This is a genomic window from Bradyrhizobium sp., assembly GCF_016219575.1.
Classification (GTDB): Bacteria; Pseudomonadota; Alphaproteobacteria; order Rhizobiales; family Xanthobacteraceae; genus Bradyrhizobium.
Window position 1 is genome coordinate 16,698 of record NZ_JACRMG010000016.1, and the last position, 14,314, is coordinate 31,011.

General features: G+C 66.0%; 13 protein-coding genes. 9 read left to right on the top strand and 4 right to left on the bottom strand.

Annotated elements, in window-relative coordinates; all coding sequences use genetic code 11:
- Positions 1 to 89 precede the first annotated feature (89 nt).
- The 3 genes from HZB49_RS14575 (at position 90) to HZB49_RS14585 (ending at position 5,375) form a co-directional block, all read left to right on the top strand.
- The gene (locus HZB49_RS14575; protein WP_291612495.1) at positions 90 to 2,180 is read left to right on the top strand and encodes an AsmA family protein; all 2,091 of its coding nucleotides are present in this window, start codon (positions 90 to 92) and stop codon (positions 2,178 to 2,180) included.
- 177 nt (positions 2,181 to 2,357) lie between these two features.
- Positions 2,358 to 4,823, top strand: coding sequence for an adenylate/guanylate cyclase domain-containing protein (locus tag HZB49_RS14580; protein WP_291612497.1), 2,466 nt, complete (start codon positions 2,358 to 2,360; stop codon positions 4,821 to 4,823).
- Between the two features lie 303 nt (positions 4,824 to 5,126).
- Positions 5,127 to 5,375 carry a hypothetical protein gene (locus tag HZB49_RS14585; protein ID WP_291612499.1) on the top strand — a complete coding sequence of 83 codons (249 nt, stop codon included), beginning with the start codon at positions 5,127 to 5,129 and terminating at the stop codon, positions 5,373 to 5,375.
- 121 nt (positions 5,376 to 5,496) lie between these two features.
- Here HZB49_RS14585 and aroQ read toward each other — a convergent pair whose 3' ends face one another.
- The gene (gene aroQ, locus HZB49_RS14590) at positions 5,497 to 5,928 is read right to left on the bottom strand and encodes a type II 3-dehydroquinate dehydratase (RefSeq protein WP_291612501.1); all 432 of its coding nucleotides are present in this window, start codon (positions 5,926 to 5,928) and stop codon (positions 5,497 to 5,499) included.
- A gap of 895 nt (positions 5,929 to 6,823) precedes the next feature.
- On the opposite strand from aroQ, the gene HZB49_RS14595 reads away from it, so the two are divergent.
- The 3 genes from HZB49_RS14595 to HZB49_RS14605 all read left to right on the top strand — a co-directional run bounded on the left by HZB49_RS14595 (position 6,824) and on the right by HZB49_RS14605 (position 8,394).
- Entirely contained in the window at positions 6,824 to 7,120 is a 297-nt protein-coding gene (locus HZB49_RS14595) for a type II toxin-antitoxin system RelE/ParE family toxin (protein ID WP_291612503.1), read from the top strand.
- Between the two features lie 8 nt (positions 7,121 to 7,128).
- The gene (locus HZB49_RS14600; RefSeq protein WP_291612505.1) at positions 7,129 to 7,437 is read left to right on the top strand and encodes a HigA family addiction module antitoxin; all 309 of its coding nucleotides are present in this window, start codon (positions 7,129 to 7,131) and stop codon (positions 7,435 to 7,437) included.
- 462 nt (positions 7,438 to 7,899) lie between these two features.
- Positions 7,900 to 8,394: a septal ring lytic transglycosylase RlpA family protein gene (locus HZB49_RS14605; RefSeq protein ID WP_291612507.1), complete on the top strand. Its 495-nt coding sequence runs from the start codon at positions 7,900 to 7,902 to the stop codon at positions 8,392 to 8,394.
- A gap of 4 nt (positions 8,395 to 8,398) precedes the next feature.
- On the opposite strand, the gene HZB49_RS14610 is transcribed toward HZB49_RS14605, so the two are convergent.
- Positions 8,399 to 8,686 carry a GlsB/YeaQ/YmgE family stress response membrane protein gene (locus tag HZB49_RS14610; RefSeq protein ID WP_291612509.1) on the bottom strand — a complete coding sequence of 96 codons (288 nt, stop codon included), beginning with the start codon at positions 8,684 to 8,686 and terminating at the stop codon, positions 8,399 to 8,401.
- 23 nt (positions 8,687 to 8,709) lie between these two features.
- On the bottom strand, positions 8,710 to 9,705 hold the full coding sequence (locus tag HZB49_RS14615; RefSeq protein WP_291612511.1) for a tripartite tricarboxylate transporter substrate-binding protein: 996 nt from the start codon (positions 9,703 to 9,705) through the stop codon (positions 8,710 to 8,712).
- Positions 9,706 to 9,725: 20 nt separating this feature from the next.
- Between HZB49_RS14615 and HZB49_RS14620 the strand changes: the two genes are divergently transcribed.
- Together HZB49_RS14620 and HZB49_RS14625 are read left to right on the top strand one after the other, a co-directional pair.
- A complete protein-coding gene (locus HZB49_RS14620) occupies positions 9,726 to 10,064 on the top strand; it encodes a hypothetical protein (protein ID WP_291612513.1) in 339 nt (112 codons plus the stop codon).
- Between the two features lie 214 nt (positions 10,065 to 10,278).
- On the top strand, positions 10,279 to 11,175 hold the full coding sequence (locus HZB49_RS14625) for an HlyD family efflux transporter periplasmic adaptor subunit (protein WP_291612515.1): 897 nt from the start codon (positions 10,279 to 10,281) through the stop codon (positions 11,173 to 11,175).
- Between the two features lie 110 nt (positions 11,176 to 11,285).
- On the opposite strand, the gene HZB49_RS14630 is transcribed toward HZB49_RS14625, so the two are convergent.
- Positions 11,286 to 12,128, bottom strand: a complete 843-nt coding sequence (locus HZB49_RS14630) for a caspase family protein (protein ID WP_291612517.1) — start codon at positions 12,126 to 12,128, stop codon at positions 11,286 to 11,288.
- Positions 12,129 to 12,489: 361 nt separating this feature from the next.
- On the opposite strand from HZB49_RS14630, the gene HZB49_RS14635 reads away from it, so the two are divergent.
- A complete protein-coding gene (locus HZB49_RS14635) occupies positions 12,490 to 14,229 on the top strand; it encodes a hypothetical protein (RefSeq protein WP_291612520.1) in 1,740 nt (579 codons plus the stop codon).
- The last annotated feature ends 85 nt before the right edge of the window (positions 14,230 to 14,314 follow it).

Here is a 14,314-nt window from a genome sequence, read left to right on the forward strand (position 1 = left end):
CTTTGCAGTCCCCCCGGATTATTTTTGCCTCCTTTGAGCCGGCCGCCTGATCCGCGGTAAGCTCGCCCTCGCCTGTCTGGAACGTCGAAATGAGAACAATTAGAATCGCAGGCGCCGCCATTGCTGCCGTGATCGTCGTGATCGCGCTGCTCTTGATCGTCGGCGTCCCCTCCGGATTCCTGACCTCCGCCATCCAGGAGCGGGTCGAGCGCGACACCGGCTTCAAGCTGACCATCAATGGCTCGACCAAGATCGGCATCTGGCCCTCGCTGAACGTGACCATGAAGGACGTCACGCTGCAGGACCCGAAGGACCGCGACATCACCAATCGCCTGACCGCCGCCAGCATCGAGGCCGACGTGACGCTCGCCAGCGTCTGGTCCGGCAAGCCCGAGATCACCGAGCTCGTGATCGTGCGCCCGATCGTGAACCTGCCGCTGCAGCGCCAGCGGTCGCGCGAGATTCCGTCGAAGGCGTCCGGCACGGCGGCCACCCCGTCCTTCTCGATCGAGCACATCGTCGTCACCGGCGGCACGATGGTGTTCTCCAATCTGCGCGACCGCGTCGAAAACAGGATCGAAGGCATCAACGCCGACGCCATCATGACGTCCGACCGCAAGGTGCGGATAACCGGCAATGCCCGCACCGGCGAGCATCCGCTGAAGTTCGACATCAAAGCGACCGCGCCGGCCGCGCCGCTGGAGCGGCAGAACATCCCGACCGAATTCACCCTCGACGCGCCGGCCCTGTTGCCGGCCCCCGCCGCCGGCAAGGCCGAAGTGCGGCTGAACGGCAGCATCATCCAGATCAACGGCCTGTCCGGCATGCTCGGCGACGGTGCGTTCAACGGCTGGGCCTCGGTCGATGTCGGGAGCAAGCCGCTGGTCAAGCTCGATCTCGACTTCCATCGGCTCAACGTCGCCGTGGCAAAGAGCACGCCCGGCTCGGCGAAGGCGCCGTGGAGCAATGCGACCATCGACATCAACGGGCTCAATTATGTCGACGCGCAGGCGCGCATCTCGGCTGCGCAGCTCAATCTCGGCGACGCGCAATTTGCGCCAGCCGCTATCGAAGCTAATCTGGAGAGCGGCGTGCTGAAGCTGCGCGTCGCCAATCTCGGCACCTATGGCGGCCAGACCAACGGCGATCTCACCATCGACGCTTCGACCGCGGTGCCCAGCTACACGCTGCTGACCGACCTCGTCGGCGTGCGCGCGCTGCCGCTGCTGCAGGGTGCGGCAGATTTCGACAAGCTCGACGGCAAGATGCAGGCGAAGATTTCCGTGCGCTCCACCGGCAACAGCCAGCGCGCGATCATGAGCAACATGACCGGCACCGTGTTTGCCCTGTTCCAGGACGGCCAGATCCGCGGCCTCAACGTGGCGCAGATGATCCGCTCGCTGACCGCGAGTCCGCTCTCCGGCTGGCAGGAGAACAGCCAGCAGGCGACCGACCTCACGCAGCTCTCGGCCTCCTTCAAGATCGACAAGGGCCAGGCCACCACCTACGACCTCAACCTCGTCGGCCCGCTGGTGAAGGTCACCGGCGTCGGCACCGTCGACCTCGGCACCAAGCAGATGGGATTCCGCGTCGAGCCCAAGCTGGTGATGACCACCGAGGGCCAGGGCCGCGCGTCCGATCCCGTCGGCTTCGGCATCCCCGTGATCATCGACGGGCCGTGGTCGGAGCCGCGCATCTATCCCGAGATGAGCGGCATCCTGGAAAATCCGGAAGCCGCCTACGCCAAGCTGCGCGAGATGGGCAAGGGCCTGTTCGGCAAGGACGGCGCCGGGCTCGGCGCTGCGATCGGCGGCCTGCTCAGCGGCATGCAGCAGGGCGGCGCCCAGCCGGGCCAGCAGCCCGGCACCGGCAGCACCGGCGGACAGCCGGCACTCGGCGGCGACCTCGGCGCCACGATCGGCAACCTGCTGCAGCAGGGCCTCGGCGGGCTCGGCCAGCCGCAGCCGGCCACACCCGGCCAGCAGCCGCAGGCCGGAGGTCAGCCACCTGCCGGCGGACGCTCGCAAGGCCGCAGCATCCCCTCGCCCGGGTCGAATCCGGCTCCCCTGCCGCAGGCGCAGACGACCTCCCCGCCACCCGCCGCCGCGAGCGAGCCGGCGCCCGCGACCCAGGAAAGCCAGCCGATGAACGACGTGCTGCGGCAGCTTTTCAACCGCTGATTCCACTGGAAACAGGCCGGATTGCCTGAAATCCGGGCTAACCATGCCGGGCAATAGCCGGTCTGCGCTGCCGATCTGTGCTAAAATTCGACAGGTGCCGCGGGCCCCGGCCTTCCGGCTCCCTTTGCGAATTGAGCAACCGATGCGCGCGGTCCGACGCCGCGCCCGAGGGTTTTGATGGACGCGGTCAAGGACAAGAGCTGGCGCGGCGGCCTGTTCGCCAAATACGTGTTCGCGCTCGTCGGCCTCGTCGTGTTCGTGCTCGCCGTCAACGGGTTGATGGAGACCTGGATCGGCTATCGTGCGACCCGCACCTCGCTGATCGACGGCATGGCCGAGAAGGCCGAGGCGACCTCGCGGCGCATCGAGCAGGCGATGTCGGATCTGGAGCGGCAGTCCAGCTGGGTCACCCGCGCCAGCGCCAACCAGTTCTCCACCGACCAGCGCCGCGTCGACTACACCCAGCTCCTCAACCAGGTGCCCGCGGTCAGCCAGGTTTCCTTCATCTCGGCGCAGGGCCGCGAGGAACTGCGCCTGTCGCGCGGCGGCGGCGTGTCCTACGGCAGCACGGTGGATTTCTCCCGCGACGCCCGTTTCACCGAAACGCTGGCGCGCGGCGCCAACAGCTTTTCGCAGGCCTATTTCCGCGATGGCCGCCCATTCATCTCGCTCACCATGGCCCATACCGGCTACAGCGGCGCCGGCGTCGGCGTCACCGTGGCCGAGATCGACCTGCGCTTCCTCTCCGACTATCTCGGCGACGGCCAGGTCGGCCGCAACACCGTTGCCTTCGTCGTCGATTCCCAGGGGCTGGTGCTGGCCGCCTCCAGCAAGGGCCCCGATATCGACAGGGATCTCTCCACGCTCCCGCAGGTGGCGGCGGCGCTGGCCGGCTCGCACGAGACCACCGGCAAGGATTTTGGCGGACACGCGGTGCTGACCGCGTCCTCCACCGTTCCGAAATTCAAGTGGAACGTGTTCTTCGAGCAGCCGACTGCGCAGGCGCTGACACCGATCCGCGACCAGCTGGTGCGCAGCGCACTTTTGATCGGGCTAGGCCTGATCGTGGCCATGCTGGCCGGCACGGTGCTGGCGCGGCGCATGCTGATCCCGATCAACGCGCTTTCCTCCGGCGCGCGGCTGCTTGGCGAAGGCAAGTTCGGCCACCGAATCGAGGTGAAGACCGCCGACGAGCTGGAGGAACTGGCCGGCCAGTTCAACAGCATGGCCTCGCAGCTGCAGGAGACCTACACCGACCTCGAATGGAAGGTGAAGGAGCGCACGCGCGACCTCGCGCAGTCCATCAACGAGCTGAAGGTGCTGGAGGAGGTCGGCCGTGCCGTCGCCTCCTCGCTCGACCTCAACGCCGTGCTGCCGACGGTGGCGGCGCGCGCGCTGGAAATCACCCATGCCGACGCGGTGCTGATCTACACCTTCGACGCGGCCAACGACCGCTTCAACCTGACGGAGGCGATCGGCGTCGATAAGAACGCCGACGGCAGCCACCGCGCCATCGACCGCGAAGGCTCGACGCTGGGCGAGGCGGCGAGCTCCGGCGAGCCGATCGCGATTCCGAACCTGCACAAGGCCGGCGACATTCCCCTGCGCGATGTGGCGGTCGAGGCCGGCTTTTACTCGGTGCTGGTGGTGCCGCTGGTGGACCAGACCGGCGTGCTCGGCTCGCTGGTGGTGCTGCGGCGCAACGCCGGCGACTTCCCGCAGAACCTGATCGGCCTGATGAAGACCTTTGCGCACCAGGCGGTGCTCGCCATGCGCAATGCGCGGCTGTTCTCGGAGGTGAACCAGAAGAGCAGCGAGCTGGAGATCGCGCATTCCACGGTGCAGCAGCAGGCGGCGAAGCTGCAGGAGCAGACCGACCAGCTCAAGGACTGGAACAAGTCGCTGGAGGACCGCGTCGAGACGCAGCTGGGCGAGATCGAGCGCATCCGCCGCCTCGAGCGCTTCCTGGCGCCGCAGGTGGCGCAGCTGATCGCCTCCTCCGACGGCCATGAGGGGCTGCTCGACAGCCACCGCCGCGAGGTCACGGTCGTGTTCTGCGACCTCAGAGGCTTCACCGCTTTCACCGAGCAGACCGAGCCGGAAGAGGCGATGAACGTGCTGCGCGAATATCATGCCGCGCTCGGCGAACTGATCTTCCGCTACGAAGGCACGCTCGACCGCTATGCCGGCGACGGCGTGATGATCCTGTTCAACGCGCCGATCCAGTTCGCCGACCACACCAAGCGCGCGGTGAAGATGAGCGTGGAGATGCGCGACACCATCGGCGGCCTGTGCGAGCGCTGGCGCAACCGCGGCCACAATCTCGGCTTCGGCATCGGCATCGCGCTCGGCTATGCCACGCTCGGCCAGATCGGCTTCGAGCAGCGGCTGGAATATGCCGCCATCGGCAGCGTCACCAACCTCGCCTCGCGGCTGTGCGACGAGGCCGAGGCCGGCCAGATCGTGGTCAGCCGCCGCGTCTACGGCATGGTCGAGCAGTGGGTCGAGGGCCGGCCGATCGACGACCTCAACCTCAAAGGCTTCAACCACCCGGTGCTGGCCGCCGAGATCCTGGACTGGCGCGAGGAGGTCGACAACGTCGTGGATGCCTCGGCTGCCACGGCGAAGCGGCGGAAAAAGTAGGCGGCCCGGCCGGGGCCCCGTCCTCGCGGTCGTCCCGTCGTCGCTGTCGCCCCATCCAAGCTGTCGCCCCGGCGAAAGCCGGGGTCCATAACCACCGCTGGTACTGGCTTCGGCCCGCCGGGGCCCGCAACCTTTTCCAACAACAGGCATTTGGGGCTATGGGTCCCGGATCGCGCTCGCTCCGCTCGCTTGTCCGGGACGACAGAAGGGCTCCGCCGCACCGAACCCGTTTTGCCGTCGCTGCGACCAAGGAGGGACCTGCTCGCCGCGATGCGAGCCCCGCAACCCGGCCGGAGTTTTGTCATGCGTTTGCGCACCGCCTCGATCACGCTTGCCGCGGCCCTTGCGGCCATTCTCTCCGTTTCCGCCGCCCAGGCCGGCATGAACAACATCAATGTAAACCCGGGGCTCAGCAGCCTCCGCGCGACCCCGTCAATCCCGGACGTCAAGGTGCGGCCGCTGATGATCGACGCCAGGATCAGGCTGCACTGCTACCACACCCGCGAGCGCAACGAGCTCGGTGTGTGGGTACGCCGGACGCATTGCAATTAGCGGCGGTCAAGCGAGGATTCGTAGGGTGGGCAAAGGCGCGTAAGCGCCGTGCCCACCATCATTCGCCTAGGCACGGTGGGCACGCTTCGCTTTGCCCACCCTACAAGTCCTCCGCGTTCCCTCACTTCATGTTCGCGATCGCGTGCAGGGCGGCGATGTAGCCGAACGGGCCCAGGCCGGCGATGACGCCGGTCGCGACGAACGATATCTTGGAGTGCCGGTGATATTCGTCGCGGGCGTGGATGTTGGAGATGTGCACCTCCAGCGTCGGTCCCTCGAAGGTCTTGATCGCGTCCATGATGCCGACCGAGGTGAAGGAAAGCCCGGCGGGATTGAGGATGATGGCATCGGCCTTTTCGCGCGCCGACTGGATCAGATCGATCAGCACGCCTTCGTGGTTCGACTGGTGGAAGTCGACCGACAGCCCCAGCTCCTTTGCCTTGGCCTCGCAGCTCGCCTTGATCTGGTCGAGCGTGGTGGTGCCGTAGATGTGCGGCTCGCGGATGCCGAGCATGTTGAGGTTGGGGCCGTTCAGGATCATCACGCGCTTCATCGATTGCTTCCTCCCTGGAATTGCGGGGGGAATGTAGCGCGGTTTCGGATTTGATTGTCAAAGACAAGCGTCCGCGATCTCGCGGCGCGAAAAGCCCGAGGTTTGCCGAAACGTTCGCGCCTCCCGAAAGAGAGGGCGCAGGGAAGGCCGGGTGCCGGCGGCACCCGCATCACCGTGTGCGGAGAAGTGCTACAGAAATGCACACGGGTTTGACAGGTACAGCCGGGACAACCCGACCTTCCCCGCGCAATGGTTTTACGGCTTATACGCGCTCTCCTCGGGGAACGGCCTTTCTTGCCCCCGTTGCCCCGCTGGCACAGGCCGGCGGGGATGGACGCCAGGGTCGCGGCGCCAGGACCACACGATTTCGCCGTACGCAGCCGGCGTTTCGTCCGCACGGGCAAGCCCGCACTGACACCAGCTGCGTCCACCGCATTCCCGACCAACGTGCCGTGACGATCGCGATACGCGCCTCACCGGCCAGGAACGGGAAGGGTCATAGCATTGATTTGCGTATTATGAAAAGCAGAATATTTTTCATTTCAGGGCTTGACACGATTCCGCGAAACCGAAGTGATTTTCCCGTCGTGCCAGTTTGTCGCAGCTTCAGGCCACCGCGCTCTCGTTGATCTCGCGAATCTTGCCGACAAGGCGGACGACCCTAGCCTCGATGGGCGGCCCTGCCGGACCTTGTGCAGCACGATGTGATCTTCGTGAGCTCGGAGGAAATGCCGCGCCTTCTGCTTGAACCGCGCAAAGTCAGTCGCGGCGAATCGCCCCCGGAAGGGACCATCGGCATCGGGGTGATAAATTACGACCCCCGGGCGTTGTCGCGGGCCGCTCTCCTTGCAATGTGAGGCATGGAGTGGTACAGTAGCTCAAATGGAGTCACGCCGTGATCGTGAGCTTCCGGGACGACTGGTTGCGCGAGTTCTTTGTCAACGACGTCAGATCGAGGAGAATCCCGGCAGACCTCGGAGATCGCCTGTTCCGCAAGCTCCAGATGATCGACGATGCGATGACGGACCGCGATCTGAGATCACCGCCCAGCAATCATTTCGAGAAGCTGCGGGGCCAACTCGACGGCCTGCACTCGATCCGCGTCAACCAGCAATGGCGGCTGGTGTTTCGGTGGGACAGCGGGCGGGGCGAGGCGAAGGATCTCTATCTCGACGATCACAGCTACAGGTGAGGCAAGCCATGTTGATGACGAAGCGCAAACCCGCGACGATCGGCGAAATCCTGGTCGAGGAATTCATGAAGCCGCTCGGGTTGACGCAGGGCGCCCTGGCCGACGCCATGGGCGTGCAACGCAAGCACGTCAACGAGTTGTGCAACGATCGCCGCAATGTCACCGCGTCAACCGCACTCATTCTCGCCCGCGTGTTCGGCAACAGCCCGGATTTCTGGCTCAATGTGCAGCGCCGCAGCGACCTCTGGGAAGCGATGCATTCGCCGCGCGACCGCAAGCGAATCGAACGCGCGCGTCCCCTGACGTCGGCGGCATGACAGCCGCCCCTTCGCGCCCGGCGGCGAGGAAGGATGAACAATGCGTGCCAGCCTCCAACGCCGGCTTCTGGAAGCCCAAGTTTCGCGACACGGTGAAGCGAGACAGGAAGAACTTCCAGAGCCTTCGAAAGCTTGGCTGGAGAGTCGGCATAGTCTGGGAATGTTCGGTGAAGGATCAAGGTGCAGAGCTAGTGGCGCAAAGAATCGTCGCTTGGCTGCGATCCGGCCGGTCATTTACGGAAATATCGAGCCCTAGAGCCAAGGCGAAGCGTCGAAAAAAATTGCCGAAGAGATGATCGTTGCTGGTCGTGCCGCGGCGATGCCGTGTCAACATCGTGGCGCTTTCGTGCTGCGTGTGACCGGCCGGCCACAGCCCCATCCAAATCCGCGCGCGAAGCCACAATGCGCCCCGGAACTGCCCCGATTGCGGAACGTGACTGGCCGCGAACGGAGGGGCAGATCATGTCTCGATTCCTAAGACTAGCCGCGATCATCGCCGGTGCCGCAACGCTGGCGGCCTGCGGGCAATCGCCGTTCCGCACCTCGCATTCCGACCTGCGCGGCTCGGCGACGCGGCAGGCCGCAATCGAGCAGCCGCGCCGGCCGGTCTCGACCGCTTCCGTCGTGCGGCGCGCACCTGCGCCGGAGGCGAGCGAGGCGCAGGAAAGGACAAGCGGCAAGTCGCATGGCATCGCCAGCTTCTACTGGCAGGGCACCAAGACCGCGAACGGCGAAAGATTCGATCCGCAGGAGCTGACCGCTGCGCATCCCACCCTGCCGTTCGGGACAAAACTTCGCGTCACCAACCAGCACACCGGCCGCTCGGTGACGGTGCGCGTCAACGACCGCGGGCCCTATGTGCCCGGACGCGTGGTGGATGTTTCCTATTCCGCCGCCGAGCAGCTCGGCATGGTCGGCCGCGGCGTGGCGCCGGTGAAGCTCGACGTCGTGCAGTGAAGGCTCACTTCGCGTAGCGCCGGTACAGCCAGATCGCCAGCAGCACGAGCAGCGATCCCGCAACGGCAGCAACGATCTCGCGCAGCGAGACCGCGACCTTGTCGAGGCCGGGCAGCAGATTGAGCCAGCGGAACAGCAGGCCGCCGATCAGCGCGCCGATGAGGCCGAGGCCGAGATTGCGGAAGGTGCCGAAGCCCTCGCGGTCCCAGGTGATGAGGCGCGAAGCGAGCCCGCCGCCAATCAGGCCGACGACGATCCAGACGATCATCTGCGCAACGGTCGGCATCGTCATCGCACCCTCCTTTGCCGTTCAGTTCACTCCGGCTTGATGCCCGCCGCCTTCATGATCGGCAAGAGCCGCTTCTCCTCGCTTTCGCGATAGGCGGCGGCTTCCTGCGGCGTGGTCGGCCAGGGCGAGGCGCCGAGCTCGGCGTAGCGCTTCTTCACGACGTCGTCGGCGAGCGCCTTCACGGTCAGCGCATTGGCGCGCTCGATGACGCCGGCGGCAACGCCCGCGGGGGCGATCATGGTGGCCCAGGAGGTCATCTCGTATCCCGGCAGCACTTCCGCCATCGTCGGCACGTCGGGCAGATCGGGCAGGCGCTTCTTCGACGTGACCGCGACGGGACGGATCAGGCCGGCCTTCACGCTCGGCAACGAACCCGGCAGGTTGTCGAACAGGAGATCGACGCGGCCGCCGAGCAGATCGTTCAGGGCAGGTGCGGCGCCCTTGTAGGGCACATGCATCACCTCGACGCCCGCCATGGCGTTCATCATCTCGCCGCTCAGATGCAGCGTGGTGCCGAAGCCGGCGGAGGCGTAGGTGTATTTTTTCGGCTCCTTCTTGAAGGCGGCGAGCAGCTCCTTGAGATCCTGGGAGAAGAAATCCTTCCGCGCGGAAAGGATGTTCGGCAATTGCCACATGCCGGAGATGAAGGTGAAGTCATTGGCGGCGTGGTAAGGCAGCTTGGCGTAGGAGCCGACGCACAGCACATTGTTGGCGATGCCGCCGAGCCCGACCGTGTAGCCATCCGGCGCCGACTTCGCCACCGAATCCGCTCCGAGCACGCCGCCGGCGCCGGCCTTGTTCTCGACCACGATGGACTGCCCGCAAATCTCGCTCATGCGCTGGCAGAGGATGCGCGACAGCACGTCGGTGGCCCCGCCGGCCGGGAAGGCGTTGACATATTTCACGGAGCGCGCCGGCCAGGCGGCTTCCTGCGATCGTGCGGCCAAGGGAATGATGAAAGGCGCGGCGGCCGCGCCGCCTGCGAGCGAGAGCAATCGGCGGCGGCTAATGGGCGCAGGCATCGGCATCCTCCCGGGGAGCGGTGTTTTTTTTCACGTGGCTGCCGTTTCTTGCTTTTGTTGCCCGGATTGAAGCGGCGGATGCGCGTCCGGTCAACTGCCGCCGACGCGACAGTTTGCATGAACACGATCTTCCCGGCAGGCGGATGCGCTGCAACAACGCACGCCAGTTGCGCCACACGGAAAATGCGGCCGGCATTTCAAGGCGGGCAAGCCGCAAAACCAGCATGAGTGACTTCGACGTTAAGATGGGGAATTGCATCATGCCCGGCATCTGCATTTCCACCTTCATCGGCCTGCCGCTGAAGAAGCGCGAGGGCACCACTTTGCCGACCCGCGCGGTGGCGGTGTTCGGGCTTTAACCGCGTCATGCCCGGGCTTGTCCCGGGCATCCACGTCTTTCTTGTCGCTGAAGCCAAGACGTGGATGGCCGGGACAAGCCCGGCCATGACGGAAACATCGAACCAGTCCGTGCTGGCAAAATACCAATTCCGGTGGCCCGGACGGGTGCCGCCGGCGCTTTGCCGCAGGGCCGCGTTCTGCTATCGAGGGTGCTGGAAAATACTGGATTTGCCGATGAACTATTGCATCACCCGCGCTCCTTCCCGAAAGCTGGCGGCGCTCGTTGCCGCAGCGCTCCTTGCCGCACAGCCTGCGCTCGCGGCAGGTGAGGAAGGCGAGGGCGCGCCGCGGGGACCGGCGGTCACCGTGCTGAAGGTGGCAAAATACTGCTTCAACAACAATGTCGAGGTGTCCGGCATCGTGCTGGCGCGTGAGGAAACTTCCGTGCGGCCGGAGCGGCTCGGCGCCAAGGTCACCGAAATCCTGGCCGATGCCGGCGACACCGTGACCGCGGGCCAGGTGCTGGCGCGGATCGCGCCGCCCGAGGGCGGCAGCATCACGGTGCAGGCGCCGGTGGCGGGGCTGATCTCGCAATCCACGGCGCAGATCGGCGGCATGGTCGGCGCCAAGGGCGAAGCGCTGTTCAACATCGTGGCGCGCAGCGAATACGATCTCGTCGGCATGGTGCCGGTAAGGGACATCGCGAAACTGCAGGTCGGCCAGCCGGCGCGGATCAAGATCATCGGCGCAGGCGACGTCGACGCGCGGGTGCGCCGCATCGCGCCGACCATCGAGCCGAACAGCCAGCTCGGCCAGGTGTTCATCGGCATCACGCCGGCGCGGCGCTTCCTGATCAATTCCAGCGGCCGCGCGCTGATCAAGATCGGCCAGAGCTGCGGCATCGCAGTCCCCCTGACCGCGATCCTCTACGGCAGCGCCGGCACGGTGGTGCAGGTGGTCCGCCGCGCCCGCATCGAGACGCGGCGCGTCGAGACCGGGCTGATGGCCGCGGGCCAGGTCGAGATCAAGGAAGGCCTGCAGGAAGGCGATATCGTCGTGGCACGCGCCGGCGCGCTGCTGCGCGAAGGCGATCCGGTGCGGCCGGTGACGGCGGCGGCGGAAGCGAAGTGACGCGTAGCGTCATGGCCGAGCTTGACCCGGCCATCCATCGCTCACAAGAGATTCTTACGAAGAAGGATGGATGCGCGGGTCAAGCCCGCGCATGACACCCGGAATTTGCCTCACCCGCCGATGCGGATCTCGTCCAGCAGCGAGGAGGAGACGCTCGGCACCTGCGCGCCGTCGGAGGCGCGGGAGATGGTGACGCGGGTCTTGTTGAAGACGCCCTCGATGCCGCCGGCGCCTTGCGCATTCAGATTTTCGAGCAGGGCGGAAACCAGCACGCTGTTGCTGCCCCTGGAATCGTCGGCGACCTTGCCGGGCGTGGCGGCGGTGAGGATCAGCGCGTTGTCGGTCGCCGCGAGCGGCGCCAGGCCGTGCGAGTAGGAACGGAAACGGCGCTCATAGGGGTTGCGGCGGGAGGCGTCGATCACGACCAGCTTGGCGCGCGCACCCTTTTCCTTGATGCCGTCGAGCACGGACTCGACCGAAATGCCTTCGCGCTTGACGTCGCCTTCCTTCCAGATCCGCGCATCGACGGGGATCATGTAGCTCTCGCGGCCGGCCTGGATGCCGTAGCCGCCGAAGAACAGCATCACGACGGATTCCGGCTTGATCTTCGACTTCAGCCGGCCGACGGCGCGCTGCATGTCATCCTTGCTGGCGTCTTCCACCACGTCGACGTCGAAGCCGGACTGGCGCAGCGTCGCGGTGAGCGCGCGCGCATCGTTGATCGGCTGGTTGAGGGGGGCGGCGGCGTCGGGATAATGGCCGTTGCCGATGACGAGGGCGAGGCGCGACGGCTTCTTGGCGGCGTCAGCCGCCTGCTCGGTGCCGATGGCCTTGGCCGCATCCAGCGCACGCTTGTTCAGCGCCGCATGGGCGCCGATCGCCAGAGACACCATGCCAACGAGGCCGGCGACCACGGCAACCGTGCGAGGGGAGATGAACTGGCTGACTTTCATCCTGGTACTTCCTGTCATCGTCAAAAGGCGCGGCCAAACGGTAGTCGCGCCAGTCGGATTTAGGTTTGAGGGGTTGGCCGGGTTGGTGCCGCCGAATTACGCTGATTTTGCGGCGCCGCAGCAAACATTCCCTTAACCCGCAATATCCGCCCCGGCAAGCCAGAACGTCGACCCCCATTCAAGCTATTGTTTCGATAGCAGAAATTTATCTTCCCCCTGCCTGCTCCGAGCTCATTGAAAGGGAAAAATCGCGGCCCTTCTGTGACCTCTGTCACATCTGGTAAATCCCTGCCGTTCGTATAGTTTTTCCAATAACTTAAAGTTCCAGACTGCCTCGACGCCGGCGCAGAGAGTTTTGCTGATGGGGTTTCAATATTTCGCCGGCGCCGCGTTCCGGGCGCTGACGGCCCATAAGGATGGGCCGTCGCTGTACGACGTCTGCGATCCCCTGCTGCTGAAATACCAGGGCGGCGACGCCCATCTCGGCCAGTTCTACCGGACCGCGCTTGGCAACCCCGCGCTGCGGCCGCTGCTGCGGCGGACCGGCCTGCCGGCCCTGAAGGACGACAAGCAGCTCGCCGAGCTGCGCGCCGCCATCTCCCGTGCCCGCGACGACGAGGCGCCGGACTGGGCCGCGATCGGCGCTCCCGTGGCCGCGCTGATGGACGGCATCGATGTGCAGCACCCCAAGCCAGCCCCGGCGCAGGCCGCGGCCCACCCGCCCGGGCTCGCCGAAATCGACAAGGTGATCCGCAGCTGCGCACAGCATCTGCTGCGTTCCTATTCCGGGAACGGCTTCCTGCCGACCTATGCCGCCTTCAACCTGCTCGGCGATGCCGACATGGGCGGGCGCGAGATGGTGATGGCGCTGACGGGCCTGAACTCGCGCGGCTACAAGAATTCGACCTTGCTGTTCTCGCTGGCGCGCATCTTCATTGCCCACTCCCCGGCGCGCGCGCTGATCAACCCGCCCTGGACGGGGATTGCCGAACCGATGTGGGAGCCGATGCAGATCCGCCATCGCTCGGCCTATTACGACGCGTTCTTCACCGAGGCGCTGCTCGGCTACATCGAGAGCGGGCTTGCTTCCGCGAAGGAAACCGCCGAGGCGCGGCGCGCCATCGACGACATGGTGAACTTCTGTCTCGACACCAGCCGGGAGGAAGTGCCCTCGCATGACGGCTCGACCGTCAACGTGATCACGGCCTTGGCGCCGCTGCCGCATCCGCGCTTTTCGCGCTTCTTCGCCCAGATCAAGCAGGACCTCGGTTTCGGCATCTACGTGCCGGACTGCGACACCACGGCCTGCTCGTTCTCGGCGGCGACGCAGGCGGGCTCCACCGATCCCATCCTCGACCAGCCGCTGCTGGATTTCTACCGCGGCTACCAGGTGCGCGCGGGCGCCAACGAGCCGCGGGTGACCGTGCCGATCAACGACAACATCGACTATGACGGCGCGGTCGTCACCTGGATCGACAACCTCAATGGCGACCGCCCCTACGGCAACGACCTCGATCCCACGCTCAATCTCGACATTCTCGAAGTCTCCTTCCGCAACCTGTCGCGCTGGAAGATCCTGGAGACGCCGTCGCGGCTGGAGACGGTCCACCGCATCATCGCCTTCCAGCGCAAGCTCGCCGACAGCGGCGCCTTCGCCAATCCGCGCTCGCACATCTATTACCTGCCCGAGCTCTACTCCGCCTATTTCGGCCGCTGCTACGCCGCCTTCATGGCGCTGCCGGTCTCCGCGCAGCGCGCGATCGACCCGGACGGCTCGTTTGCCCTGATCCGCACCCGCGTGCTCGCCTATGTTGAGCGCGAGCTGATCGCGCACGAGATGAACGCGTTCGACGCGGCGCTGGCCCTGATGGCGCTGACGCATCTCGGCGCCGACGTCTCCACCTTCACGCCGGCGCTGCATGTCATCGTCGCCTCGCTCGGCGAGGGCGGCCGGCACGGGCCCTACAAGGCCTATGAGTGGAACAAGATGAAGACGCCGACGCGGATCCTGGTCGGCGGGCCGGAGGTGACCTCCGCCTTCGTGCTGATGGGGCTCGCGCTGGCGCGGCGGGCGCTGCGGCAGGCGGGCCGAACCGCTTGACTTCCGCGCGGCTTCCGCAGAAAGACGCCTGCACCCGCCCGGCGCGCATTCGACGCCGGTCCATCCCGGACTGGAATGCGCGCTA